Origin of the sequence: Candidatus Tisiphia endosymbiont of Neophilaenus lineatus (assembly GCF_964264975.1) — a bacterium.
Taxonomy (GTDB): domain Bacteria; phylum Pseudomonadota; class Alphaproteobacteria; order Rickettsiales; family Rickettsiaceae; genus Tisiphia.
In genome coordinates, this window is the sequence record NZ_OZ183649.1 from 984,593 (window position 1) to 1,009,910 (window position 25,318).

Genomic DNA, 25,318 nt, shown 5'->3' on the forward strand with positions numbered 1-25,318 from the left:
CCATCGTGCCACAACGCCAACACTTAAAAGGCGAAAGGTATAGAACTTCAAGAATTAAGGTCATCGTACCCTAAATATCACAGCACAGCTAGCTCTTCTTGAAGTTATTATCGTCTACCCACTCTTGAAATTATATACTCTTCTGCTTTTAAGAATTGTTTTTTGAAAATATCATGGATTCGCATGCGTAATTATACTATATGTACACCTAGCATGCTCACCATTCATTTTCAAATCCAATTCTTCAAATCATTTGAGTATAGCAGTATATGTTTAGATTCAAAAGAGCTTTTGATTTTAATTGATTAGGTTTTTTTCTCACTATTTCAAAGAAGTTATGCATAATATTTATCTACAAAAATTAAAATTATTAAATTATCGTAATTTTCAGAATTTAGATATTAGTGCTGGTAATAATCCTGTTATACTAATAGGGGGGAATGGTAGTGGAAAAACTAACATTTTAGAATCAATATCACTATTTTCACCTGGTAAAGGTTTGAGAACAGCTAAATTAGATGATATTTGTCAAAGGGGAGAAGATCATTGTTTAGCTTATGCATTATTACACAGTAAACTTGGCTTAGTTGAAATTTCAACTAATTTAAAGCGTGAATCTAATAGACGTTTTACGGAATTTAACGGTGTTAAAATACAAAATAATGAACTAAGTAAGTTCTCTGCTATGATTTGGCTTACACCCCAAATGGAAGGTATTTTTTCTTCCAGTATTAGCGATAGGCGTAAATTCTTTGACAGGATTGTTTATAACTTTAATCCATCGCATGCAGGAATAGTTAGTCAATATGAATATTATATGTATGAACGTAGCAAAATACTAGCACAAGACCAAGTGGATACAAATTGGCTAAGAGTGGTTGAAGAAAAAATGGCGGAATTATCAATTGAGATCGCTATGAATAGGCTAAAAATTTTAGAACATATGCAAAAAGCTATCTCAGATTTGGATAATGATTTTCCTAAAGCTATTTTATCAATTAATGGGGTTATAGAAGATATAATATTAAAAAATTCTGAAATAGATATTGATTTTATAAAAAATGAGTTAGTGGTGTCTCGTGTTCGTGATAAGATATCTAATAGAACTAATTTTGGAGTACATAAAAGTGATTTTGTAGTTATTCATAAAGAAAAAAATGCCTTAGTTAAACACTGTTCCACCGGTGAACAGAAGGCTATGCTCATTGCCATAATACTTGCCCAAGTTAATTATTCTATTAAAGAAAACATTGCTATGCCTATTTTACTGTTAGATGAGGTTTTTGTACATCTTGATAACAAAAGGAGACAGTACTTAATTGATTTCTTCCTAGAATTAGGATTACAGCTATGGGTGACTGCAACTGACTTAAATGGCATAGAATCTTTAACAAAAAAAGCAGAATTAATAAAATTATAGTATGAAATTTCTTTTATTTAATTTTAAGGCAATGCCTTAAAACTTGATCACGGCGTTCTAATATAGCATTAAGGTAAGAATTATTTAAAAAATCAGAACCTTTTGCTGCTATAAAAATCTTTCTAAGAATAGATAAGTCTAATTTTTTTATAGCTTTTATAGTGTCGTCATAACATTGTGTTGGATAAAATATTATAAAACTGTTATCAAATGCATGATACTAAATCCATAGGCTATTTTGATAAATAACAAACTGCAAAGGGTGGTTATAAGACTGAAAATTTTTGTAAAAGGTAGGAGGTATTTGTTTTTTAAATCTTTGTTTTAGCTTTTCTTCATTAGGGAGATCAATAACCTCTGCTTTATCAACAGGAAATGGTTTGTCATAATCATTGGTATTTAATTTATCACTATACAGTACTCTAACAAAAGGAAGTTCACCAAATTTAACATGTTGGCGATTGCGAATGCCTGAATTATCTATGGCAATAAAATATGTTTTATACCAATTGTAATAATTAACACGGTGTATTTATCCAATCTCTATACATAATTGATTTTACTAAATCTACATTATGAGCAAGTTGATTCCAAGCGTAACAAGCCATAGTAACGATATCTTCATATACACCATAACATTGGTTAGACAAGAAATGATTTTTAATCCATTCCCAAACTTGTTCCATTGCATTAAGTTCCGGTGCATAGGGCGGAAGCGGTATCAAAGTGATATTGCTTGGCACAGTTAGTTTTTTGGCTGTGTGCCAACCTGCATTATCCATTAGTAAAGCTATATGTCGGTTGCCTTGAATACTGCGAGAAAGCTCTTCTAAGAATTTATTCATTGCCTGTGTGTTTGCATATGGTAAAATTAATGCACAAGCTTCTCCTGTCTCATGGCAAGCAGCTCCGTAAATATATGTTGAAATAAATTGCTGTTGCCGAACTTTACGGGGTCTAGTGCCACGCTTAGCCCATATACGAGTTAAGCTACCTTGTTGCCCAACTCTAGTTTCATCCTGAGACCATATATCAACTTTACATCTATCGATATTTTTTGGTAATAATTTTGTTAACATGTCTGGAAAGTTTTTTTATATCTATTTTGAGTCTCTTGATTTGATTTTGGATGCATTGAACGAGAAGTAATCCAGCTAAAACCAAGGCGGTGCATAGTATTGTAGACTGTTTTTAAAGCACATTTAGCACCATATTCCTCAAGTAACATGATATGTAGCTCTTTTCCAGTTATATACCCACCAGTTTTACTTTTACTGAGCGTATTGATTTTATCAAAAAGAGCAGATTCTTGTATAGTGTTAATCTTCCTAGGGGCACCGCTTCTTTGTGATTCAAATAATCCTTCAAAACCATGATTCCTAAATCTTCTGAGCCATGATTGCACGGTTTTCCAGTGTGACTTCACTATTTCAGATATGGCTTTAAAAGATTTGCCTAATTGAAGGTGATACATCGCCAATAAACGTATACGATTTCGACCATGCGGCTCATGTTTCATCATTTTTATAAAATCATGACCATGAAAACCTTGTGGTAATATTAACCTAGCCATTTGAGTACCTTTTATCAGTTAAAAACCCATCTTAGACCACTGCGTTAATTATTGCAATTGGTATTATTAATATCTTTAAATATTAATAAATTATGTGATCCAGAGTCCCAATGCCCAAAAATAAAGTAAAAAGTTCGTAGGTTCATTTGATCTTCTATGGAAACCTCTTGAAGAGCTTTTTCATGCTCTTCAGGTACTAAAGGATCAATCTTAGTATCAATGTAGAGTTGCAATGATCCTGTCATTCCATTAATTTTACGCATTACTGTTGGAGGAATATGAGGGAAACCTAGAATTAGAGAAGCTTGATACGCTGCTACTTCAGCTTGTGCATCTCCTAAATCATCTGCAGGTAATTTTTTAAAGACAGCTTTTACCTGATCATCTAATACCAATTATAATAATTAACATGGTGTATATGAAGAATCGTCACTATAGCTTGTTACGCTTGGAATCAACTTATTCAGAATGTAGATTTAGTCAAATCAATTATGTATAGAGACTGGATAAATACACCATGTTAATTATTATAATTGGTATAAAGTAACTAAAAAAACTTCTCCATTGAATTCCGCTTTTTTACATTTCTCTGTGAGAAACTTTCTCATAGGTTCTATATGGTGTATTGTAGATGTTTTAAGTAATTTTGAGATATCAACTTTTTTCCATGTTTCTGGATGGTTAAATGGAGTGGCATATACAGAATGCATAGTTAATAAGGATGGTAGAATTATATAGAAGGAGACTAAGAATATTCTAAAAATTAGCATATCATTTTATTATTAGTTGATATTTTTTAATTCAAAATCTTTTTCTGCTTTGTAGAGCTTCCTTGGCTATATCGAAGTCGCTAAATGGTAGTTTTTTATTACCGATTATTTGATAATTTTCGTGACCTTTGCCGGCAATCAGCAAAATATCATCTTCTTGTAGATTATTTATTGTTTCAATAATTGCAATTTTTCTATTTTGTATTTCTATAAAACTATTAGTGATAGCTATAATACCTTGTATAATTTGCTGCCGTATTGATTTTGGGTCTTCATTCCTCGGATTATCGTCAGTGATAATAACCTCATCAGCAATTTTCGCCGCAATTTCCCCCATTAATGCTCTTTTACCACTATCTCTATTCCCGCCACAACCAAAAATTACTTTCAATAACCCCTTATTTGATTTTATTTTTTTTAGTTCTAGCAAGCTTTTTTCTAAGGCATCTGGAGTGTGAGCATAGTCAATAAAAATATTGCTATTAGCTACTCTCTCTAAACGCCCTTTAACTGCTTTAATTTGTGGTAATTTCGATATGACTTGTTCAAAAGGAAAGCCAGTCAAATGCACCATCATAACGGCAATCAGCAAGTTGGTTGCTTGAAAACTAGCAACTATATCGGTAGTAAAATTATATTTCTGCCCGTTATAAGTACAAATTGTCCTGTCGATAATTTTTAGATCACCATTCTTACCAACGGTTAAAAATTTTATATTACGTTCCTGTAAATAACTTTTGATATAATCTAATTGTTCTATTTCCGAGTTTAATACAGCAACTCCTGTCTGCGATAAATTATCTGTAAATAATTTTAGCTTGGCTAAAAGATAATTAGCCATATTCTTATGATAGTCAAGATGATCTTGACTAAAACTAGTAAAGCAGGCAGCATCTACTTTTATACCAAGTAATCTTTGTTGTTCTAGACCATGGCTAGAAGCCTCAAAAGCTAGATATTTTGTGCCATTCTCAGCTAGCTTATGTAGAATATGCCTCAAAGTTACAGGATCAGGAGTAGTAAGAGCCGGGGATTCGTCTAAAATTTCTTGGATGCTTGTTAAATCCAAACCACCCGAACATTCTACGCCAATGGTCCCGATAGAACAGCTGGGTACTCCTAGTAATGTGTATAGTTGCCTACAATATGATACTACCGAGGTTTTACCGTTAGTACCAGTAGCAGCTACCATATATTGTGGTAATAAAGGGTAGAGAATATTAGCAGCTTGGCTTAGTGCCACCCGTGCACCACTCATAAGCGTTATATGTACACCATTAGCGATAATGTTAGGGTTTTTTAAACTTTCAGCATCATCGGTAATAATGAATTTTACTCCTTTGTTTATTACATCATCAATAAACTGATTACCATCCGAACTTGCTCCTTTAATGGCGAAGAATATGTCACCAGCTTTAGCTAATCTAGAGTCAAAACACAAACTTTGAGAGTTCAGCTGAGAGGTAATTTTTAAATAGTCAAATAATTTTTGCATAATTTCTACAATTTAAATGTAGCCTAATTAATTCTTAATCTATATAAGTGTGTTTATCAGGTGTAAGAGCCTATGTAAAGAGTTATAGTGCAATCTATGAATTAGCTAATACAAACTTTGTGCCATACCTGCGAAATCAGGTATTTAGATTCCCACCTATACGGGAATGACAATTTACAATCGTTATGTTCTTTATCACCTAATCCTATGGGTTTAACTATAGGATTAATAGATAATTTTTTGATAAGAATTTTAAGGATTCCTCATGAAAAAGAAAGATTTATCAATTTTAATAGGTAATAGTCTAGATCATTTTGATACGGCTATTTATAGTTTTCTTGCTCCAATTTTATCAATAATCTTTTTCCCCAAAGACGATCCTATAGTTGCTTTGATCTTAACTTATAGCGTACTAGCAACTTCAATAATTACTAGACCAATTGGGGCAATAATTTTTAGTATAATTGTAAGAAAACGAGGAGCAGTTTTGGCTCTATCCTATTCATTAATAGGCGTTGCTGTTACTACTATGTTAATAGGAGTTATACCAACTTATCAAATGATTGGCTGGTTCTCACCATTGATGCTGCTCATTATTCGAATGATGTTAGCAATTTTTGGTGAAGGAGAACATTGTATTGCCAAATTGTATATTGTAGAAAATAAGACGCAAACTCAAGGAGTGAAAGCATCCTATCTATACGAGTTATCAACAATGTTTGGACTTATTATTGCCTCTTTTGTAAGTACAATTCTAATTAGTTCTAATCATCATGAATATTGGCGTTTATGTTTCATATTAGGAGGGAGTACAGGGATTGTAGGGGTTTATCTTAGACGTTATTCCAATATATCTCAAAGAGCAATAGAACAAGAATCTTATATAGCTAACTTGACTAACATTATGTCAAATTCACAAACGTCATTGCAAGAAGCTACTTTAGTAGCAATGAAAAAATCCAGAAAAATGAGGAATGGATTGCTTCATGGGCTTACTATTGCTTGCAATGACTTTGTTAGCTATATATCAAATGTGATATTGAATAATAAGTGCAATATTCTGCGTGTGTCTATAGTTAGTGGCTTTTCCTATATGACATATGTGATACCTTTTGTCGTGATGAATAGTTTTATACCTCTTATTACCTCTATATCTTTGGAGAGGATGATGACGTTTAATACAATCTTATTAATTATGGATGCAGCAATGATTCCAATAATAGGGTCTTTGGTTAAGAAATATCGTCCTACAAATGTAATGATCATCAGTACTAGCATTTTATTTATTAGCATAGTACCATTATGGTTATATATGTCTGACGCTTCCTTATGGTATATTAATTTTGTCCGTTTGTGGATTATTACATTAGGGGTAACTTTCTTATGCCCACTAAATTATTGGCTTAATAGTCTATTCCATGGTTCAGATAAATATATGCTGGTTAGTATTGGTGATGCTATAGGTACTTCAATATTTGGAAGATTTACTCCCTCAATATGTATAGCTCTCTGGCATTTTACTGGTTCTTCTATATCTATAGGAATTTATATTGCAATGATTACTTTAGCTACTATATGGGCAATGAGGAGTATACCATGAAAAACATAATAGATATAGATGTATGACAAGACCGGCATTCCTAATTGCTTTTTTTACAACAATTGTGCGTTATTATGATTATGCTCTTTTTGGTCTCTCGGCAGCAGTTCTATCCAAGAATTTTTTACCTCTAGGATCAAATGATAGGCAGATATTATTATTTTTTGCTATATTCAGCATAGCTGTAATAGCTCGTCCCATAGGCTCGATCATTTTTGGTTTTATCAGTGATAAATATGGTAGAGTTGTATCAGTTAAAATCTCAGTATTTTTGGCTACTATCTCTACAATTCTTATAGGATTAACCCCTAATTTTGATAGAATTAGCATAGTGGCTACAATAATCTTAATATTTTGTCGTATGACATTTTTAATGAGCTTAGCAGGAGAAAGTGATGCTATAAAAATTTACGTTGTAGAAAAAGTAGGTAAGACTAGCAAAAATTGTGCTAGTGGTATCGTGTCATTTTGTAGTCAGGTTGGAGCATTGCTTGCTGCAACAATTTATCATTTTTCTACAGAATTTGACTCAGCAGCTTATTTATGGCGGGCAAATTTTATTATTGGTGGAATTTTTGGCTTATTTATAATATTTCTAAGGCACTATTTTCATGAAAGTGAGGAGTTCTTAAATTCTAAAAAGGATCATAAATCTCCAGATTATAACTTTTTTTATTTAACAAAGATTATCAAAGATTCATTTAAAAAATTTATTATAGCAATATTAATAAGTGGTTGCATAGGAGGTATTTACCATTTTCTAATTTATTTTTGGGGAGTATTTGCTGTAAAAAGTGCATTAATTATGGATAGCAATCAAGCTCAAATTATCAATATAGCTTTAATAAGCATTTACGCTATTATGTCAGTATTGTCTGGTTTTTTAGCTGATAGATTTTACCCTAAAAAACAAATTATCATCGCATTATCATTAAGTTTGTTAGTGATAATTATTGTACAATTTTTACTATATAAAGAAATCTCGGTAATTTATTTCCCAGTAATGCTTATCGGACTTGCCCCATTTTACGTAGTGCCATTACAAATTATTGTCCAATCTATGTTTATAACTAATATTAGGGCAAGAATGTGTAGTCTATCCCATTCACTTGGCGGTATGATACTTTCATCAACAACACCATTTTTTTGTATGTTATTATGGCAATATTTTAATGCAATATACTTAGTGCTAGGATTTTTTATGCTATTATTACTAATATTGTTCAGTACAGTAATTTTTCTGTATAGTACAAACGTTATAACAAACTACTAGGTTCTGTTGACAAAAATTATAGTTAGGCAAGAGGAATAAAAAGTTGCCATAGTAAGAAGAAATGGTAGTTTCTAGTTATCAAAAAAAGGAACTACCAATATGAAGTATTACATAGAAGAACAAGCATGGGAAGTAATTTTATCATTTTTTAAGGAAAGAAATGGTATACACAACAAGAATGAAGAAAAAATGAGATATTTTATTGAAGCAATATGGTTTATTGTTAGAACAGGTTGCCAATGGCGTCTTCTAGCGGATGATTATGGTTGTTGGTACAGTATTTATCGCAGATTTAAGAGATGGGTTGACAAAGGTATATGGGAGGATTTAATGGATTATGTTAAAGTAGATGCAGATATGGAATCAATTATGATTGATGCAACTATTGTGAGAGCACATGCTTGCTCATCTGGATATATCAAAGGTAATCAAGAAGAAGCGGCTTTAGGTAGAAGCAGAGGTGGTGTTAGTACTAAAATTCATACCCTTGTTGATGTCCTTGGTAATCCATTAAAGTTTATACTAACTGCTGGGCAAAGAAATGATGGCGTTAGGCAAAGCGGGTAAATTACAGTTGGTGAAAATCCAACCTACGTAAAGTTTAGCCAACAGCGTAGAACCAAATTTCACATATATGGAGGTAACGAATTATGTGAAGCTGAGAGGAGGGATGTAGTGGGTTGTAACGTAAGTGAAGGATATAAGCTCCGAAATATGCGATATCATAGAGGTTGACATGCTTCATTTCATGGAAAACAGGATGTGTAGTTGCGATAAGGCGAGCAACTATTGCTCTACCGGAGTCACAGACCATGACACGCTACAAGATGGAATTTACCTGAACCTAGGAGATCCATTGTATTCTTACGCAAGTGAGTACTTTAAAACAAGCTGTTAAGAGCAAGAATTAAAGTATGATACAATGGAAGTCGGACTGACTCATAGTATTCTGAGCATGGGAAAGCCATGTACATGGGGAAGGGGTCAGCAATATAGCGTTAGTGTAAGTACGCTTAATTCACTAATACACGGAGGTTAGAGAGTAGAATGGAAAGTAAACTTAAACTTATATCTGCTAAAGCTAAGGAAGATAAGAAGCTAAAATTTACAGCACTTGTGCATCATATAAATAAGGAGAATCTTATTAAATGTTACAAAGAGCTGAAAAGGAACAGAGCTTATGGCATAGATGAAGTAACGGTTGAAGAATATGGCAAGAATCTAGAGGAGCATGTAGAAAAGCTTGTGCAGAGACTAAAAGATAGAAGCTACAGGGCTAGTGCAGTTAGAATGGTATATATACCTAAAACTAACAGCAAAGAAAAGCGAGGGCTTGGTATTTCAACAGTTGAAGATAAAATAGTGCAATTAGCAGTAAAGAAATTGTTAGAAGCAATATATGAGCAAGATTTTCTAAAATGCTCTTACGGATTTCGACCTAACTTAAGCTGTCATTCAGCAATAAAAGCCTTAAATGAAGTGGTAATGAAAAAGCCAATTAATTATGTTGTAGAAGTAGATATTAGGAAATTTTTCGATAACATAAATCATTATTGGTTGCAAAGGTGTTTAGAAGAAAGAATATTAGACAAGAATTTTATGTGGCTAATAAGAAGACTTTTAAAAGCTGGAGCAACTAAGGATGGTGTTGTTAGTAGCAGTGATCAAGGTATACTGCAAGGCTCAGTAGCAAGTCCAATACTTGCAAATATTTACTTACATTATGTCTTAGATCTATGGTTTGAGAAAGTCTTTAAGTCAAAAGCTAAAGGCTATGTTGAGTTAATAAGATACTGTGATGATTATGTGGTGTGTTGTGAAAGTGCTAAAGATGCAGAAGAATTTTTAAACTTACTACAAGATAGGCTAAAAGGTTTTGGATTAAGCATATCAGAAGAGAAAACAAGGAAGGTTAAGTTTGGTAGACGACCTTGGCAACTAGCAAGTAAAAGGAAAGAGAAAGTGGAGACATTTAACTTTCTTGGTTTTACTCACTATTGTGGAAAAAGTAGGCAAGGATACTTTGTAATGGGTCATAAGACAATGAAGAGTAGCTTTGCAAGAAAACTAAAAGAAACTCAAGAATGGTTAAAGTCAATAAGATCGCAAATAGCTTTGAAAGAATGGTGGCCAACACTAAAATCAAAACTAACAGGACATTATAATTATGTTGGTATTAGCGGTAATTTTCAATCGATCTCTAAGTTTTACTATAGAACTGTACAAATGGTACATAAGTGGATAAACCGAAGAGGTAGTAGAAAAGTAAGCTATAAATGGTTTAAAAACTATTTGCAGTGGAATCCGCTACCAATGCCAAAAATAAAGTTTTCTTTATATGGTACTACTTCAAAGCAGAATAGCTATATTGAAGAGCCGTGTGTGGGAAAACCACAAGCACGGTTCTGTGAGGGCTATCATAGCAATGAAACTTTATTAATTAAAGGATGGTAAGAGCTATGATTTCTACTCGGCTATAACTCAAGCGGGAAATCTTACTCAAGATGTTCAGAATACGACTGTGATAGCCGATAAAGGATACGATAGTAGTGCATTTGTAGAAAGTTTAGAAAATAAGGGGTGTGAGATTGTTATACCACCAAAATCTAACCGTAAAGTACAACGTGAATATGATAAACATACTTATAAGGAACGATATTTAATTGAGTGCTTATTTGGTAAAATCAAACATTTTAGGCGTATATTTTCTAGATTTGATAAGGCTCCAGCCACTTTCTTAGCTTTTTTAAATTTTGTTGGAACTTTAATATGGTTACGTTATAATTTTTGTCAACAGAACCTAGATCTAAGGAGAGAATTTTGCAAAAAAAACATAACCTAATAAATTATGACTATAGTGCCTATAATACTTTAAGAAGGTTAATAGTTGATCATGTAAGACCTTATCTAAAACAGATCGGCATGGCAGTATTTTGTATGGTAATTACGGCTGTGTGTACCGCTTGTATCGTTGATTTAGTGCGACCAACTATTGATCAAATATTTTTAATCGGCAATCGTCAAATGTTATTATTTTTGCCGTTAATGGTAGTGATCACATTTACTATTAAAGGGATAGCTGAATATTATTCAAGTTATTTAGTTAAATTTATCGGTCAGAGAATTCTAACTGATTTACAAATTAAAATGTATGAACATCTATTATTTGCCGATACTCTCTTTATTCAATCTCAATCATCAGGGCGTTTAATATCACGCTTTACTAACGATATTGCCATGATGCGTGGTGCTGTGTCAAATTTACTAGTAGGATGTGCGAAATATTTTTTGACAGTAGTAGGCCTTATCATAGTGATGTTTAAGTTAGAACCTAGGTTATCTTGTATAGTATTTCTAGCATTTCCCCTAGCAATTTATCCAATACAGAAATTAGGGAGAAAAATTCGTAGAATATCAGGACAAGCTCAAGAGGAATTAGCTAATTATACTTCTAGGTTAGATGAAACTTTTCAGTCAATTAAAATTGTTAAGTCTTTCTTAGGAGAGAAAATTGAAAGCAATCGAGCTTTATTGTTCTCTAGTAATATTTTACATTTTTTTAAGAAAACTGCAAAATTGGATGCATTGGTCTCACCAATCATGGAAGTGTTAAGTGGTATTACAGTTGGAGGGCTTATTTGGTACGGTGGATTGTTAGTCATAAAAGGAGAAACTACACCAGGAGCATTTTTTGCTTTTATTACTGCCTTTCTTGCAGCTTATAGACCTTTTAAAAGCTTGGTTTCTTTAAATGTAAATTTACAAGAGGGTATTGCTGCAACAAAAAGAGTTTTTAACGTTCTAGATACTGAGCCTATTATTAAAGATAGTGTAAATGCTCAAAATGTTCAATTAGTTAATCCGCAAATAATTTTTCACAATGTCGAGCTAAAATTTAATGATAAAGTAGCTTTAAAGCTCGTTAATCTAAAAATAATGCCAGGGAAAACTACAGCTTTTGTTGGGCGTTCTGGTAGCGGCAAAACTTCATTATCTAATTTATTAGTAAGATTTTATAATCCAACTAGTGGACAAATTGTAATTGATGATTACGATATTAAAGACATAAAAATTGACTCTTTAAGACGGCAAATCTCTTTAGTAACGCAAGATACTACATTATTTGACACTAGTGTTGCAGAAAATATTGCTTATGGTAATCCAAATGCTACTCACAGTGAAATTATTACCGCGGCAAAATATGCTGATGCTGATGAATTTATTTCGCACCTTCCATTTGGCTATGATACGATGATTGGCAATCAAGGTACAACACTTTCAGGTGGGCAGCGTCAACGTTTAGCGATAGCTAGAGCATTTTTGAAGCCGGCAGCAATTTTAGTTTGGGATGAGGCAACAAGTTCGTTAGATCAAAATTCTGAGCGATTAATTTTAAATTCTTTAGTAAATCTTCACAAAGGTAAGACTACCTTAATTATAACCCATCGTTTATCGAGCATTAAGGATGTTGATCATATAGTTGTTATGAAATCTGGTATGATATTTGAACAAGGAACTCACTCACAACTTATGAACAATAAAGCTGAATATTATAAATTATATCATAAGGAATTAGAGGAGGGTGATAAGTGAACATAAAGGGAGTAATTGTCTATTTATACCAATTGCAATAATTAACAAATCGGTGTATTTATCCAATCTCTATACATAATTGATTTTACTAAATCTACATTATGAGCAAGTTGATTCCAAGCGTAACAAGCCATAGTAACGATATCTTCATATACACCATAACATTGGTTAGACAAGAAATGATTTTTAATCCATTCCTAAACTTGTTCCATTGCATTAAGTTCCGGTGCATAGGGCGGAAGCGGTATCAAAGTGATATTGCTTGGCACAGTTAGTTTTTTGGCTGTGTGCCAACCTGCATTATCCGTTAGTAAAGCTATATGTCGGTTGCCTTGAATACTGCGAGAAAGCTCTTCTAAGAATTTATTCATTGCCTGTGTGTTTGCATATGGTAAAATTAATGCACAAGCTTCTCCTGTCTCATGGCAAGCAGCTCCGTAAATATATGTTGAAATAAATTGCTGTTGCCGAACTTTACGGGGTCTAGTGCCACGCTTAGCCCATATACGAGTTATTATACTAATTGCAATAATGAACACGGTGTTATAAAATGGGTTTTTAACTGATAAATAGGTACTCAAATAGCTAGGTTAATATTACCACAAGGTTTTCATGGTCATGATTTTATAAAAATGATGAAACATGAGCCGCATGGTCGAAACCATATACGTTTATTGGCGATGTATCACCTTCAATTAGGCAAATCTTTTAAAGCCATATCTGAAATAGTGAAGTCACACTGGAAAACTGTGCAATCATCGCTCAGAAGATTTAGGAATCATGGTTTTGAAGGATTATTTGAATCACAAAGAAGCGGTGCCCCTAGGAAGATTAACACTATACAAGAATCTGCTCTTTTTGATAAAATCAATACGCTCAGTAAAAGTAAAACTGGTGGGTATATAACTGGAAAAGAGCTACATATCATGTTACTTGAGGAATATGGTGCTAAATGTGCTTTAAAAACAGTCTACAATACTATGCACCGCCTTGGTTTTAGCTGGATTACTTCTCGTTCAATGCATCCAAAGTCAAATCAAGAGACTCAAAATAGATATAAAAAAACTTTCCAGACATGTTAACAAAATTATTAGCACAAAATATCGATAGATGTAAAGTTGATATATGGTCTCAGGATGAAACTAGAGTTGGGCAACAAGGTAGCTTAACTCGTATATGGGCTAAGCGTGGCACTAGACCCCGTAAAGTTCGGCAACAGCAATTTATTTCAACATATATTTACGGAGCTGCTTGCCATGAGACAGGAGAAGCTTGTGCATTAATTTTACCATATGCAAACACACAGGCAATGAATAAATTCTTAGAAGAGCTTTCTCGCAGTATTCAAGGCAACCGACATATAGCTTTACTAACGGATAATGCAGGTTGGCACACAGCCAAAAAACTAACTGTGCCAAGCAATATCACTTTGATACCGCTTCCGCCCTATGCACCGGAACTTAATGCAATGGAACAAGTTTGGGAATGGATTAAAAATCATTTCTTGTCTAACCAATGTTATGGTGTATATGAAGATATCGTTACTATGGCTTGTTACGCTTGGAATCAACTTGCTCATAATGTAGATTTAGTAAAATCAATTATGTATAGAGATTGGATAAATACACCGTGTTAATTATTGCGATTAGTATAAACTGTAATTTATACAACAAGATTAGAAAATATTGCATCCTTTTAAAAATAAAAAGCAATAAATGCTTTAAATAGTCAAAATTTTAGTTTATTATAACTTTATGATTAAAATATCATGGTTTCTTATGGAAGATGTTAATAACTATTGGGATAATTCAAAATACCAGTATTGTGTATATGCTGAGAGGTTGCTTAAGGAGTTAATTTTGCTAAATGAAAAAGTAAAGCAACCAATAAACATGTATGAAGTCAAAAAAGGCATCTACTATGCTAAAAAATATCATGGCAGCCAAATGAGGCAGTCCGGCGAGCCGTATTATTCCCATCCGATTGAAGTGGCTTATATGCTTGCCCAGTACACAGCCTTAGAAATTCCACGATTGTTTAGAACAGACATGATTGTGACTGCATTGCTACACGACACCATTGAGGATACACAACTGACCGAAAAGATGATTGCTTACATCTTTGGCAGTCAAGTGGCTAGTCAAGTAGAAGACCTGACCAGGGTCAAGCCTCATGGCAAGATTAGCTCAGCGGAAACACTAGATTTATTAATTCAGCAAAAAAAACATGATGTAGCACTGATTAAACTTTTTGATCGGATTCATAATTTAGAAACTCTAGGAGCGAAATCACTAGAAAAAGCTAAAAAGATAGTAGAAGAAACTGTAATACATTTTTTAACTTTATCTATGTATTTAAAAATACCAACAGTAACAAAACGAATTATTACATTATGTTGTCAACATTTATCTATACCTCTACATAAGGCTTTTGTAGATAATTCCCAGCCTCTTTCTCCAACTTTTCAAAATGAAATAGTCCGAATGCAAAACCTATGCAAACTGGAAGCAATATAATCATTATTCCCCAATGATGCCAATATTCAGTTAAGTAAACAGTTGCAAAAGAGGTAACTACATACATCAAGGCACGCGATATGGCAAAGGTAAGACTAGCACAGCTAAACCGTTTAAATACAGGAAAATGTTTATAATAGATTGGCTCTCCTAGACCAGGACCGATAGGCACAAATAACACAATGAATAATTGCATTAAAAATACGTCAAATGAGCTATTAATATTATTAAATAAATAAGGGCAAGCTAAAGCAAATAGACAAAATATCAATAATAAGGTTTTTACAATTTTTAATGGATATATTATATAACTTAAATATGCTAATACTAAAGTGGCTAAGAAAGAAAACATTGAGACAATAAAATTTTGATGAATGACTTGTTCAGCAGTGTAGCCAAAAGAAGTTTTTAACATATTTCCGCAATAAATATAAGGAAAATAAAAACATACGGGACACATACATTCTATTAAAAACAATGCTATTATTGTTACTTTATTAGCTTTTTCCTTCCATATAGGGTTGTATTCCAGTTTTTTGAGATCTATTCTACCAACACTTGAAGCCTTCTCAAAAGTTTCTTTTAGTTGATGTTTGGCATCAGCAAATACCGGTGTTTCTCTAAGACTCCTTCGAGCTGCTGTACCAACCAGTGCTACGCCAGCTCCTATCCAAAATGCTATACGCCAATTAAATCCATAGGAGGTTACTAACGATGCTATCCCTAAAGCAGTGACTCCTCCTAAAGTAGCAAAAATTGCAACTGATGAAACAGCTGGATATTGGATTGGTGGATTTATAGATTCAGTTAAATAAAGTTTTGCTCCTACTGCCTCTCCCATAGAGGACATTCCTTGTAGTATACGACATATGGTGATCAACCAAGAGGCTGTAATACCTATTTGGGCATAAGTAGGTAGATTAGCCATGGTAATACATGATACAGCCATGATAAAAGTCGTGATGATAACGGTAGTCTTACGCCCTATATTATCACCTAACCATCCAAATATTACTGCACCAATAGGTCTAAAAACAAAGGTAGCACAAAAAGCTGTAGCTGAATAAAGAGCGGTAGTATGAGGGTCAGATTTTGGAAAAAACAACTCATTTAACAATACCGCCATGTGGACATAAAGCATCATATCAAAATATTCTAAAAAAGTCCCAATCGATAATAACCCAACAGCTGATTTTTGCTCTTTAGTTAGGCTTCTTTGTTCCTGCTGATATCCTATCATTGTATTCACCTTAATATATTTATTATTAATACTAAATATATAGTATGATTTGGTTGAACGATAGCAAGAAAAAATAATATAGAAAATTAAAATAATAAATCTTGGTTGTAACAATATCACAATTCTATAAACAAATTAGAAGGGGGAAAAGAGAGAGTGGTAAAAATATAGGCTTAAGATCAAAGAATGTTAAATATCAGAACTAATACCAATTGCAATAATTAACACGGTGTATTTATCCAATCTCTATACATCTACATTATGAGCAAGTTGATTCCAAGCGTAACAAGCCATAGTAACGATATCTTCATATACACCATAACATTGGTTAGACAAGAAATGATTTTTAATCCATTCCCAAACTTGTTCCATTGCATTAAGTTCCGGTGCATAGGGCGGAAGCGGTATCAAAGTGATATTGCTTGGCACAGTTAGTTTTTTGGCTGTGTGCCAACCTGCATTATCCGTTAGTAAAGCTATATGTCGGTTGCCTTGAATACTGCGAGAAAGCTCTTCTAAGAATTTATTCATTGCCTGTGTGTTTGCATATGGTAAAATTAATGCACAAGCTTCTCCTGTCTCATGGCAAGCAGCTCCGTAAATATATGTTGAAATAAATTGCTGTTGCCGAACTTTACGGGGTCTAGTGCCACGCTTAGCCCATATACGAGTTAAGCTACCTTGTTGCCCAACTCTAGTTTCATCCTGAGACCATATATCAACTTTACATCTATCGATATTTTTTGCTAATAATTTTGTTAACATGTCTGGAAAGTTTTTTTATATCTATTTTGAGTCTCTTGATTTGATTTTGGATGCATTGAACGAGAAGTAATCCAGCTAAAACCAAGGCGGTGCATAGTATTGTAGACTGTTTTTAAAGCACATTTAGCACCATATTCCTCAACTAACATGATATGTAGCTCCTTTCCAGTTATATACCCACCAGTTTTACTTTCACTGAGCGTATTGATTTTATCAAAAATAGCAGACTCTTGTATACTGTTAATCTTCCTAGGGGCACCGCTTCTTTGTGATTCAAATAATCCTTCAAAACCATGATTCCTAAATCTTCTGAGCGATGATTGCACAGTTTTCCAGTGTGACTTCACTATTTCAGATATGGCTTTAAAAGATTTGCCTAATTGAAGGTGATACATCGCCAATAAACGTATACGATTTCGACCATGCGGCTCATGTTTCATCATTTTTATAAAATCATGACCTTCAAAACCTTGCGGTAATATTAACCTAGCTATTTGAGTACCTATTTATCAGTTAAAAACCCATTTTATAACACCGTGTTCATTATTGCAATTAGTATAATATAGTTATGTAAGTAGAATATTAGATATTGTTTATATTATAAAAAATAATTAATTTTCATTAAAAATAAGTTGACTAATATTTTAGAATTGCTTCATAATGAAATTATGATAATATAAATAAACTTATTAATACAAATGAAAAATAACATGGCTGATGATTCTGATGATGGGGATATGGGCAAAGAAGACTCTGCTTATTTTACTCAGTTTGAGAATGTTATTAATGATATCAAATCTCAGCTGCATACTACTAACCCAGCTGAGCTAGCGAGACTCAATAGTGCTATAAGTAGTTTGTTAGCTAGTAATCTTCCAGAAAAAATACTAAAAAGTTTGGAAGCTTTACAAGCTGCTGTTGCCAAAGAAGAGCAGCGTGCTGAACAAAATATTACTTATAGGCAAGAAGCGGAAGCCGCAACTAAGATGCAAGAACAAATAGAGTTTCTAGAGAGGGAAGCTGAAAGGCTAGAAGCTGAGCGGTTATTAGCACAGTTTCATCAAGAAGGCTCTAGTGTAAAAAAACAACGTGAAAAATTTAAAGTAGATATAGCTAAGCGTATAGAGGAAACTAAGGAAGAAACTATAAAACACAATGAGTTGTTTGATTATCTTAGTGATGAAAATCTGAAAGGTAAAGATATTGATGAAAGTAAATTAAGACTTCTCATCAAAAATGAAGAACAAATAGAGAGAGATAGAGAATTATATAGACATCAGAAAACAGCACATAAACATTACGATGGATTATGTGCTTATGATGCAAAATTAAAAGCACAGAAAGAAGAATTAAAAGAGGCTGTTAAAAAAGAACAGCAAAAACTGAAAGCACTACAATCGTCAGTTTTGCTTGAAACAGCAAAGCAAAGAATAAAACATAAGGACGAAAGAAGGGAAGAACTTAAGCCTGCTATAGCAGAAGCTAAAGCAGCGGTGGTTGAAGCTGATAAGCAAATTCAGGATTTGGAAGATGCAAGGGGTCAGAAATCTTATAAAGAATTAGCTGATAAGTATAAACATACAGATACTGAAAAATATCAAATGTTGACTAAATTTGATAGTTTGATAAAAAACCAAGAGAATGCTATTAAAAATGATGAGCCGGTCGCAGATATTGGACAGCGTGATGCATTTTTAAATGGTGGTAGTCTTCTGCAAGAAGATAAACTACCTAAAAATGTTAAACATGAGCAAGCTCTTGCTGCACGAATTTCTCCTAATGATGTAAATATTCCTCAAAATCTAGAACAAGATAAATTGCAGAAAGAAGCTAAAGATATTGTGAATATAGCAAATAAAAAACTCCTCTCTCTAAAAAGAGCTCTTGCTAAACCACCAAAAAAAGTTACTAATTCTACTTGTATAAATAATACCAATAATCTAAAGAAAGACCCTAAAGGTCAGACTAGATAAGTCCTAATATGCAACTAATTGTATATACTTTAGTAATAAATAAAAAAAATAGGTAATATATGGCAAAAAAATTTGATGGTACTCATCGTTATATAGACTCAGAAAAGACGTTATTGAAAACAGCAAATAATTTGTATGATGATGCTTTAACCCAAATGGGTAGGGCGGAAACTATACAAAAGGAGTGTGGGTTACCAAAAGCTGTAGGATTTTACCAAATAATAAATAGAAATCTACACGAGGCTTTATTATTTGATAAGGCAGAAGCTGCTGCTGCTATTGCTTATCTTTATCGGGAAGGTCTAGGAGTAGAAAAGAGTGAATATAAGGATAAATTGTTAGTTGCTGTAGGGGCTAAGTTAGGTGACCCTACTTGTTTAAACATATTTAAGAAGGATGCTACACGAGTCTATACCGATGTTTTTTCAGAGGCAAAGCAATGGGTTGAGGCTATCAAGGAAATCAGTACAAGATATCCTAATAAGGATGCAGAAATTTCTGTGTCTGCTGTAGTTTGGGCTGATAAACAATTAGAATCTCATTGTCCACAATCTCACTCATATCAGGGACCATCTTCTTCCCATCTTAATGATTCGTATGAAGCTCCTAATACATCGTTTGGCTCGGAGCCGGAGGATGATGTAGGACTAGCAGGTAGTCATCTAGCAGGTGGTCATCCTCCTATGTAAGTTATGTTGCATTAAAGACCATAAATTACCCCCATGCCAATTGGTATAGGGGGGTTTTTAACACAATTATATACAACTCTAGACAATATAACTTAAGGGTTTAAACACTAATATGAGCAAATTTGTACGAGAAGATGGCAGGATTATCCATTCCCAAACCAGTCTCACTAGAGAACAAAAACAAGCTGTTGGGTTGCTGTCGATCGGGACATTCCTAGAATATTTTAACTTGATGTTATATGTGCATATGACGGCGTTTCTTAATGAGTTATTTTTTGAACCTACTGATTCTCACTCCACCTCTTTAATGATGTCTTTTGCCTTTTGCACTACATTTGTTTTTCGGCCAGTTGGTGCGTTAATATTTGGTTGGTTAGGCGATAATATAGGACGTAAATTTACTGTTATTATCACAACTTTTATGATGTCTGCATCCTGTCTTGTTATAGCTAATCTCCCTACCTATGCTCAGATAGGCAGTGTGGCAGCTTGGATATTGACCATCTGCCGTATCGTGCAAGGCATATCTTCTATGGGAGAAATAACAGGAGCACAGCTTTATATAACTGAAACGATTAACCCACCAGTGCAATATGTAGGTGTGGGATTGATGTGGGCTTTCTCTTCTTTAGGAGAGATAGGGGCTTTAGGAGTTGCCTCACTTGTTACTTCTTATGGTTTTAATTGGCGTATAGCATTTTGGCTAGGTGCAGTAATTGCACTGATTGGTTCTGGTGCAAGAACGAAGCTACGAGAAACACCAGAATTTGTTGATGCTAAACGTCAACTAAAAAAAGTTTTTGCAAAAACTAATACAGATACCAGTACTTTAGAAAAAAATCCTATTTGGACAGAAAAGGTTAATAAAAAAACAGTACTATCTTTCTTCTTATTACAATGTGTTCCCCCGGTATGTTTTTATTTTGTCTATGTATATTGTGGTAATATTTTACAAGCTAGCTTTGGTTATACAATATCCGAGGTTATTCATCATAATTTTATTATCTGTATAATAGAGTTTTTGATAGTATTAATATTATCTCGTTTAAGTTTAAAAGTGTATCCGTTATTAACCGTGAGAATTATACTCATAATATGTTCTGTTTTTATAGTATTTTGTCCGTATTGGCTGAATAATCTTCATTCTTCTTACGAGTTATTTTTGATTCAATTTATTATAATTTTATTTGAGGACTGTTTAGGTCCTGCTATGCCAATTTTTTACAAAAACTTTCCGGTATTTAAACGTTTTACCTATGCTAGTATGATATGCGCTATATCTCGAGTTTTGATGTATGTTATTACTGCTTTTGGCTTTACTTATCTTGTTAACCATTTTGGCTATTGGGGATTATGGGTTATTATGATCCCTACAATTATAGGGTTCGCATACGGGCTATTGCATTTTGAAAAGTTGGAGAAGAAGAGAGAAAATTATTTTCAACCAAAAACTGATTTGGTAATAAAGGCTGGATAATATATAGGTAAATATTGATAATATAAAGTAAAGGTTTAAACACTAATATGAGCAAATTTGTACGAAAAGATGGCAGGGTTATCTATCCCCAAACCAGTCTCACTAGAGAATAAAAACAAGCTGTTGGGTTGCTGTCGATCGGGACATTCCTAGAATATTTTGACTTGATGTTATATGTTCATATGGCTGTATTGTTGAATGAGCTGTTTTTTCCTAAAACTGATCCTGATACGGCAGCTTTTGTATCTGCTGCTGCTTTTTGTTCTACCTATCTATTTAGACCTCCTGGTGCTTTTATTTTTGGTTGGCTGGGGCGATCATATAGGGCGAAAATCTACGGTTATCATCACCACCGTGTTAATGTCACTCTCTTGTGTAATTATGGCTAGTATACCAACTTATGAAGAAATATTGCAGGGTATTAGCTTAATGGGAGAGAAAGTAGGAGCTAGTATTTTATGTTACTGAGATAACCAAACCACCGATACAATATCCAGCTGTAACCTTAATTGGGTGTTTATCTGCTGCAGGAGGAACTTTTGCTTTAGCTATTGCGTCATTGGTTACTTCACAAGGTTTTAATTGGCGTGTGGCATTTTGGATCGGTGCTGGTATAGCAATGATTGGCGTTCTTGCAAGAACAGCTCTTCGAGAAACCCCAGAATTTGCGGATGCCAAACGTCAAATAAAATATATTTTAGAAAAAAATAAATTAGATGGTTCTTTAAAAACTAATACTCTTGTACAAGAAAGAGTTAACATACGAACTGCTCTTGCTAATTTTTTACACTATGTGGATGGTCAATATGTTGTTATTTTTCTTATACCAATTACAATAATTAACACGGTGTATTTATCCAATCTCTATACATAATTGATTTTACTAAATCTACATTATGAGCAAGTTGATTCCAAGCGTAACAAGCCATAGTAACGATATCTTCATATACACCATAACATTGGTTAGACAAGAAATGATTTTTAATCCATTCCCAAACTTGTTCCATTGCATTAAGTTCCGGTGCATAGGGCGGAAGCGGTATCAAAGTGATATTGCTTGGCACAGTTAGTTTTTTGGCTGTGTGCCAACCTGCATTATCCGTTAGTAAAGCTATATGTCGGTTGCCTTGAATACTGCGAGAAAGCTCTTCTAAGAATTTATACTAATTGCAATAATTAACACCGTGTTAATTATTGCAATTAGTATAATTAGCGGCATAATATTAATCAATATAGTTGGATATGATTTCTTTGATTTATGGCTTGTTCTAAGTTATTTAGGATATGCTATTACAGGAGCATGTTGGCTACCAGTAGTATGGATTCAAATACAATTACGGAATATTGCAGTCAGAACATTAAAAAATAATGAGCAATTACCAGCACAGTATTATAAATTATTTAATTTATGGTTTTATCTTGGCTGACCAGCATTTATCAGCCTAGTTATTATTTTCTTTTTAATGGTTTTTAAGCCGATGTAAAATACGCGAATTCGGGATAAGAATTGACAAATTCTTATCCCAAATTCGCATATAAACGTACACTAGGAATTAGAAATGAAAATAGCTACTTGGAATATTAATTCTATAAGAATAAGACTACAACATTTACGGGACTTTTTAACAGAAGTAGCTCCAGACATTGTTTTGTTACAAGAAATCAAGTGTGAGACTGATAAGTTTCCTTTTGATGAACTATCAGATCTAGCATATAATTTCTATGTGTATGGTCAGAAATCCTATAATGGTGTAGCTATCTTATCAAAGTTTCCAGCTGATGAAGTGGTAAAAGACTTTCCAGGTATTAATTGTACTAATCAAGCACGGATTATAGAAATATCTCTACAAACTCCTATAGGTTTTTGTAGTATCACTTCATTATATGCACCTAACGGTTCATTGGTAGGTAGTGATAAATTTAAAATGAAATTAGAATTTTATGATAATTTAATTAATTACTTCGAATCCAAAAGAACTCTTGATACTAAGGTGATAGTTGGAGGAGATTTTAATATTGCTCCTTTTGATATTGACGTATACTCAGCAAAAGAGTTACAAAATACTACTTGTTTTACTAATGAAGAAAAACAACGATTGAGAATTATTTTAAATTCTAGTTTTGAGGATTTATATAGATTATCAAATCCTACTAAGCAAGAATTTTCTTGGTGGGATTATAGAGCAGGTTGCTTTGAACAAAATAAAGGTATGCGTATTGATATGATACTTGCATCAAGCAATGTTGCAGATTATCTAAATGATTGCTACATGCATTATAATCTACGAACTAAAATTAAGCCTTCTGATCATATACCCGTTGTTGCTATCATTAGTTAACCTCAAATATCGATGTACGCGAATTCGGGATAAGAATTTGTCAATTCTTATGCCAAATTGGGGTGTGAAGACATCGGTTTAATAGCCTAGGGTGTTCCTTGCGTAGATAGGGGGCTAAAAAAATAGCATGTATTGCCAAAAAAAAGTTAAAAAATGGTTACAAAAAAGTTTTATAGAAATAAAGAAGATTTTATTTGTGATATATGTAGTGAATCGGTACAAGGAAATGGCTATACTAACCATTGTTCAGCATGTTTCTACAGCAAACATGTGGATATTAACCCTGGGGATAGAGCCTCTAGATGTAACGGACTAATGCAGCCAGTTTCCTATAAACTCGATAGTAAAAAGGGCATAATTCTAACTCATAAATGTCTTAAATGTGGAGAATATAAAAACAACAAGCTTGCAAGCACAGATAGCGTAGAGAATTTGCTAGATGCTTTCAGTTATGCCTGAATATATCCCAATTAGGGATAAGAATTTGTCAATTCTTATCATGAATTCGCGTAATATCAGGGCAATGGCATAAATTCTATCACCATTACGATGGCTCAAACATTTTCGGGTTAGCTACAGATTCAGTCTATTGTGTTTTTATTGCCACAAAGTATCTCTATAACACTATTGATGAATGCTCATAATAGTTTTTTAGTTTGTCCTAAAGAAAATAGTATGCTATATATACCGAGCTAGGTAGCCTAAGTGGAATTTGGAGAGATTTGTGTTTCACGGGCATTATTTGAGAATCTAATAAGGGAATTCTTGTCTATATAATTTAAGGAGAAATATTATGAAAAAGTTGTTTTTAATCGCTGCTACAAGTACGGCTCTTTTAACTTCTGTTACATCTTTTGCTGAAACAGGAGGGTTTTATCTTAAAGCTGAAGGTGGTGCGACTAAGTTGAATAATATGAAAATGGAATTTGAAGATAAAAAAGAGAGCTTGCAATTTAAATCTAAAACTAATGCGATTTTGGGTCTTGGTGCTGGTTATTATGCCATGGATAATGTTAGAGCAGAATTGACACTTGATTTCCTAGTCAATCCAGAATTTACTAATAATACTACTAAAGATTTGGGTTCAAAGCGTCAAGAAGTTAGCAAAATAACAGCTAAAGGACAAGTGGTGTCATTGTTGCTCAGTGGTTATGTAGATTTGTATGATGCAGGTTTTGCTAAATTCTTTGCTGGAGCAGGTGTTGGTATGGCTCAAATAAAAGAAAAACTAACTGTGCATGATACTACAACCTTTGAGGGAAAGGTTCAAAGTACTGAAAGATATTCTGACACTAGGAAACCCGCTAATAATTTTGCTTATCAGTTGACTGTTGGTGCTTCTGCTAATGTGGCTGATGGTGTGAATGTTGATCTTGCCTATAGCTGGAGAGATTATGGAGAAACAAATTCTAAAAATAAAGATAAGAAGGATACTGACAAAATATCTAAAACCGCTTACAGAGGTCATAATTTAATGGCTGGCTTAAGATTTGATATTTAATAAAAATTAATAGATTTATTATTTTTGTGCTACAAAAGAAGAGGGCTTTTACTAACCCTCTTCTTTTGTTATTTGTAGGGTTATCTTGAAAATA

At 33.3% G+C, this 25,318-nt stretch carries 26 protein-coding genes and 2 pseudogenes; 18 read left to right on the forward strand and 10 right to left on the reverse strand.

The window, feature by feature from the left end; all coding sequences use genetic code 11:
- The first annotated feature begins 337 nt into the window (after positions 1–337).
- A complete protein-coding gene (gene recF / locus ACFE3K_RS05745; protein ID WP_375358610.1) occupies positions 338–1,420 on the forward strand; it encodes a DNA replication/repair protein RecF in 1,083 nt (360 codons plus the stop codon).
- A gap of 518 nt (positions 1,421–1,938) precedes the next feature.
- Here recF and ACFE3K_RS05750 read toward each other — a convergent pair.
- The 4 genes from ACFE3K_RS05750 to ACFE3K_RS05765 form a co-directional block, all read right to left on the reverse strand.
- Positions 1,939–2,499, reverse strand: a complete 561-nt coding sequence (locus tag ACFE3K_RS05750) for an IS630 family transposase (protein WP_375358611.1) — start codon at positions 2,497–2,499, stop codon at positions 1,939–1,941.
- Positions 2,493–2,993, reverse strand: a complete 501-nt coding sequence (locus ACFE3K_RS05755; protein WP_375358453.1) for a helix-turn-helix domain-containing protein — start codon at positions 2,991–2,993, stop codon at positions 2,493–2,495. The genes ACFE3K_RS05750 and ACFE3K_RS05755 overlap by 7 nt, the downstream gene beginning before the upstream one ends.
- 44 nt (positions 2,994–3,037) lie before the next feature.
- Entirely contained in the window at positions 3,038–3,388 is a 351-nt protein-coding gene (locus tag ACFE3K_RS05760) for a hypothetical protein (RefSeq protein ID WP_375358612.1), read from the reverse strand.
- A gap of 406 nt (positions 3,389–3,794) precedes the next feature.
- Positions 3,795–5,258, reverse strand: a complete 1,464-nt coding sequence (locus ACFE3K_RS05765; protein ID WP_375358613.1) for a UDP-N-acetylmuramoyl-L-alanyl-D-glutamate--2,6-diaminopimelate ligase — start codon at positions 5,256–5,258, stop codon at positions 3,795–3,797.
- Positions 5,259–5,523: 265 nt separating this feature from the next.
- Here ACFE3K_RS05765 and ACFE3K_RS05770 point away from each other — a divergent pair, with 265 nt between their 5' ends.
- From ACFE3K_RS05770 to ACFE3K_RS05795, 6 genes are all read left to right on the forward strand, one after another.
- Positions 5,524–6,858, forward strand: coding sequence for an MFS transporter (locus ACFE3K_RS05770; protein WP_375358614.1), 1,335 nt, complete (start codon positions 5,524–5,526; stop codon positions 6,856–6,858).
- A 22-nt stretch (positions 6,859–6,880) separates the two neighbouring features.
- Positions 6,881–8,131, forward strand: coding sequence for an MFS transporter (locus ACFE3K_RS05775; protein ID WP_375358615.1), 1,251 nt, complete (start codon positions 6,881–6,883; stop codon positions 8,129–8,131).
- Positions 8,132–8,230: 99 nt separating this feature from the next.
- Positions 8,231–8,698, forward strand: a complete 468-nt coding sequence (locus ACFE3K_RS05780; RefSeq protein WP_375358616.1) for an IS5 family transposase — start codon at positions 8,231–8,233, stop codon at positions 8,696–8,698.
- A 480-nt stretch (positions 8,699–9,178) separates the two neighbouring features.
- On the forward strand, positions 9,179–10,585 hold the full coding sequence (ltrA, locus tag ACFE3K_RS05785) for a group II intron reverse transcriptase/maturase (RefSeq protein WP_375358595.1): 1,407 nt from the start codon (positions 9,179–9,181) through the stop codon (positions 10,583–10,585).
- A gap of 22 nt (positions 10,586–10,607) precedes the next feature.
- On the forward strand, positions 10,608–10,973 hold the full coding sequence (locus ACFE3K_RS05790) for a transposase (protein ID WP_375359495.1): 366 nt from the start codon (positions 10,608–10,610) through the stop codon (positions 10,971–10,973).
- Entirely contained in the window at positions 10,973–12,724 is a 1,752-nt protein-coding gene (locus tag ACFE3K_RS05795; protein WP_375359496.1) for an ABC transporter ATP-binding protein, read from the forward strand. Before ACFE3K_RS05790 ends, ACFE3K_RS05795 begins: the two co-directional genes overlap by 1 nt.
- A 41-nt stretch (positions 12,725–12,765) precedes the next feature.
- Here ACFE3K_RS05795 and ACFE3K_RS05800 read toward each other — a convergent pair whose 3' ends face one another.
- Together ACFE3K_RS05800 and ACFE3K_RS05805 are read right to left on the reverse strand one after the other, a co-directional pair.
- Positions 12,766–12,900, reverse strand: coding sequence for a hypothetical protein (locus tag ACFE3K_RS05800; protein WP_375358617.1), 135 nt, complete (start codon positions 12,898–12,900; stop codon positions 12,766–12,768).
- Positions 12,901–12,921: 21 nt separating this feature from the next.
- Positions 12,922–13,263 (reverse strand): transposase, encoded by a 342-nt coding sequence (locus ACFE3K_RS05805; RefSeq protein WP_375358618.1) that lies wholly within the window; start codon positions 13,261–13,263, stop codon positions 12,922–12,924.
- A gap of 93 nt (positions 13,264–13,356) precedes the next feature.
- Here ACFE3K_RS05805 and ACFE3K_RS05810 point away from each other — a divergent pair, with 93 nt between their 5' ends.
- From ACFE3K_RS05810 to ACFE3K_RS05820, 3 genes are all read left to right on the forward strand, one after another.
- A complete protein-coding gene (locus ACFE3K_RS05810; RefSeq protein WP_375358619.1) occupies positions 13,357–13,806 on the forward strand; it encodes a helix-turn-helix domain-containing protein in 450 nt (149 codons plus the stop codon).
- Entirely contained in the window at positions 13,800–14,360 is a 561-nt protein-coding gene (locus ACFE3K_RS05815; RefSeq protein ID WP_375358620.1) for an IS630 family transposase, read from the forward strand. Before ACFE3K_RS05810 ends, ACFE3K_RS05815 begins: the two co-directional genes overlap by 7 nt.
- Positions 14,361–14,502: 142 nt before the next feature.
- Positions 14,503–15,240, forward strand: coding sequence for an HD domain-containing protein (locus tag ACFE3K_RS05820; RefSeq protein ID WP_375358621.1), 738 nt, complete (start codon positions 14,503–14,505; stop codon positions 15,238–15,240).
- Here ACFE3K_RS05820 and ACFE3K_RS05825 read toward each other — a convergent pair.
- The 3 genes from ACFE3K_RS05825 to ACFE3K_RS05835 all read right to left on the reverse strand — a co-directional run bounded on the left by ACFE3K_RS05825 (position 15,134) and on the right by ACFE3K_RS05835 (position 17,688).
- The gene (locus tag ACFE3K_RS05825; RefSeq protein WP_375359497.1) at positions 15,134–16,480 is read right to left on the reverse strand and encodes an MFS transporter; all 1,347 of its coding nucleotides are present in this window, start codon (positions 16,478–16,480) and stop codon (positions 15,134–15,136) included. The two genes, ACFE3K_RS05820 and ACFE3K_RS05825, sit on opposite strands and share 107 nt — an antisense overlap.
- A 246-nt stretch (positions 16,481–16,726) precedes the next feature.
- On the reverse strand, positions 16,727–17,245 hold the full coding sequence (locus tag ACFE3K_RS05830) for an IS630 family transposase (RefSeq protein WP_375358622.1): 519 nt from the start codon (positions 17,243–17,245) through the stop codon (positions 16,727–16,729).
- Positions 17,239–17,688 (reverse strand): helix-turn-helix domain-containing protein, encoded by a 450-nt coding sequence (locus ACFE3K_RS05835; protein ID WP_375358551.1) that lies wholly within the window; start codon positions 17,686–17,688, stop codon positions 17,239–17,241. The genes ACFE3K_RS05830 and ACFE3K_RS05835 overlap by 7 nt, the downstream gene beginning before the upstream one ends.
- A 267-nt stretch (positions 17,689–17,955) precedes the next feature.
- Between ACFE3K_RS05835 and ACFE3K_RS05840 the strand changes: the two genes are divergently transcribed.
- The 4 genes and pseudogenes from ACFE3K_RS05840 to ACFE3K_RS07645 form a co-directional block, all read left to right on the forward strand.
- Positions 17,956–19,218: a hypothetical protein gene (locus tag ACFE3K_RS05840; protein WP_375358623.1), complete on the forward strand. Its 1,263-nt coding sequence runs from the start codon at positions 17,956–17,958 to the stop codon at positions 19,216–19,218.
- Positions 19,219–19,277: 59 nt separating this feature from the next.
- Positions 19,278–19,907: a hypothetical protein gene (locus ACFE3K_RS05845; protein WP_375358624.1), complete on the forward strand. Its 630-nt coding sequence runs from the start codon at positions 19,278–19,280 to the stop codon at positions 19,905–19,907.
- Between the two features lie 112 nt (positions 19,908–20,019).
- Positions 20,020–21,384, forward strand: coding sequence for an MFS transporter (locus ACFE3K_RS05850; RefSeq protein WP_375358625.1), 1,365 nt, complete (start codon positions 20,020–20,022; stop codon positions 21,382–21,384).
- Between the two features lie 128 nt (positions 21,385–21,512).
- Positions 21,513–22,209: pseudogene (locus tag ACFE3K_RS07645) on the forward strand (MFS transporter); the annotation flags it as partial.
- 14 nt (positions 22,210–22,223) lie between these two features.
- Here the strand turns inward: ACFE3K_RS07645 and ACFE3K_RS05860 are convergent.
- A pseudogene (locus ACFE3K_RS05860) lies at positions 22,224–22,532 on the reverse strand (transposase); the annotation flags it as partial.
- Between the two features lie 36 nt (positions 22,533–22,568).
- Here ACFE3K_RS05860 and ACFE3K_RS05865 point away from each other — a divergent pair.
- The 4 genes from ACFE3K_RS05865 to ACFE3K_RS05880 all read left to right on the forward strand — a co-directional run bounded on the left by ACFE3K_RS05865 (position 22,569) and on the right by ACFE3K_RS05880 (position 25,224).
- The gene (locus ACFE3K_RS05865; RefSeq protein ID WP_375358626.1) at positions 22,569–22,811 is read left to right on the forward strand and encodes a DUF2269 family protein; all 243 of its coding nucleotides are present in this window, start codon (positions 22,569–22,571) and stop codon (positions 22,809–22,811) included.
- A 132-nt stretch (positions 22,812–22,943) separates the two neighbouring features.
- Positions 22,944–23,723, forward strand: a complete 780-nt coding sequence (gene xth, locus ACFE3K_RS05870) for an exodeoxyribonuclease III (protein WP_375358627.1) — start codon at positions 22,944–22,946, stop codon at positions 23,721–23,723.
- Between the two features lie 153 nt (positions 23,724–23,876).
- Positions 23,877–24,182 (forward strand): RNHCP domain-containing protein, encoded by a 306-nt coding sequence (locus ACFE3K_RS05875; protein WP_342260023.1) that lies wholly within the window; start codon positions 23,877–23,879, stop codon positions 24,180–24,182.
- 334 nt (positions 24,183–24,516) lie between these two features.
- A complete protein-coding gene (locus tag ACFE3K_RS05880) occupies positions 24,517–25,224 on the forward strand; it encodes an outer membrane protein (RefSeq protein WP_375358628.1) in 708 nt (235 codons plus the stop codon).
- The last annotated feature ends 94 nt before the right edge of the window (positions 25,225–25,318 follow it).

Coding starts and splice junctions, on each gene's coding strand:
- ACFE3K_RS05825 (WP_375359497.1), bottom strand. CDS start 16,480: ATGATAGGATATCAGCAGGAACAAAGAAGCCTAACTAAAGAGCAAAAA.
- ACFE3K_RS05835 (WP_375358551.1), bottom strand. CDS start 17,688: ATGATGAAACATGAGCCGCATGGTCGAAATCGTATACGTTTATTGGCG.
- ACFE3K_RS05845 (WP_375358624.1), top strand. CDS start 19,278: ATGGCAAAAAAATTTGATGGTACTCATCGTTATATAGACTCAGAAAAG.
- ACFE3K_RS05755 (WP_375358453.1), bottom strand. CDS start 2,993: ATGGCTAGGTTAATATTACCACAAGGTTTTCATGGTCATGATTTTATA.
- ACFE3K_RS05775 (WP_375358615.1), top strand. CDS start 6,881: ATGACAAGACCGGCATTCCTAATTGCTTTTTTTACAACAATTGTGCGT.
- ACFE3K_RS05820 (WP_375358621.1), top strand. CDS start 14,503: ATGGAAGATGTTAATAACTATTGGGATAATTCAAAATACCAGTATTGT.
- ltrA (WP_375358595.1), top strand. CDS start 9,179: ATGGAAAGTAAACTTAAACTTATATCTGCTAAAGCTAAGGAAGATAAG.
- ACFE3K_RS05840 (WP_375358623.1), top strand. CDS start 17,956: ATGGCTGATGATTCTGATGATGGGGATATGGGCAAAGAAGACTCTGCT.
- ACFE3K_RS05880 (WP_375358628.1), top strand. CDS start 24,517: ATGAAAAAGTTGTTTTTAATCGCTGCTACAAGTACGGCTCTTTTAACT.
- ACFE3K_RS05765 (WP_375358613.1), bottom strand. CDS start 5,258: ATGCAAAAATTATTTGACTATTTAAAAATTACCTCTCAGCTGAACTCT.
- ACFE3K_RS05875 (WP_342260023.1), top strand. CDS start 23,877: ATGGTTACAAAAAAGTTTTATAGAAATAAAGAAGATTTTATTTGTGAT.
- ACFE3K_RS05830 (WP_375358622.1), bottom strand. CDS start 17,245: ATGTTAACAAAATTATTAGCAAAAAATATCGATAGATGTAAAGTTGAT.
- ACFE3K_RS05770 (WP_375358614.1), top strand. CDS start 5,524: ATGAAAAAGAAAGATTTATCAATTTTAATAGGTAATAGTCTAGATCAT.
- ACFE3K_RS05750 (WP_375358611.1), bottom strand. CDS start 2,499: ATGTTAACAAAATTATTACCAAAAAATATCGATAGATGTAAAGTTGAT.
- xth (WP_375358627.1), top strand. CDS start 22,944: ATGAAAATAGCTACTTGGAATATTAATTCTATAAGAATAAGACTACAA.
- ACFE3K_RS05850 (WP_375358625.1), top strand. CDS start 20,020: ATGAGCAAATTTGTACGAGAAGATGGCAGGATTATCCATTCCCAAACC.
- ACFE3K_RS05810 (WP_375358619.1), top strand. CDS start 13,357: ATGATGAAACATGAGCCGCATGGTCGAAACCATATACGTTTATTGGCG.
- ACFE3K_RS05815 (WP_375358620.1), top strand. CDS start 13,800: ATGTTAACAAAATTATTAGCACAAAATATCGATAGATGTAAAGTTGAT.
- ACFE3K_RS05780 (WP_375358616.1), top strand. CDS start 8,231: ATGAAGTATTACATAGAAGAACAAGCATGGGAAGTAATTTTATCATTT.
- recF (WP_375358610.1), top strand. CDS start 338: ATGCATAATATTTATCTACAAAAATTAAAATTATTAAATTATCGTAAT.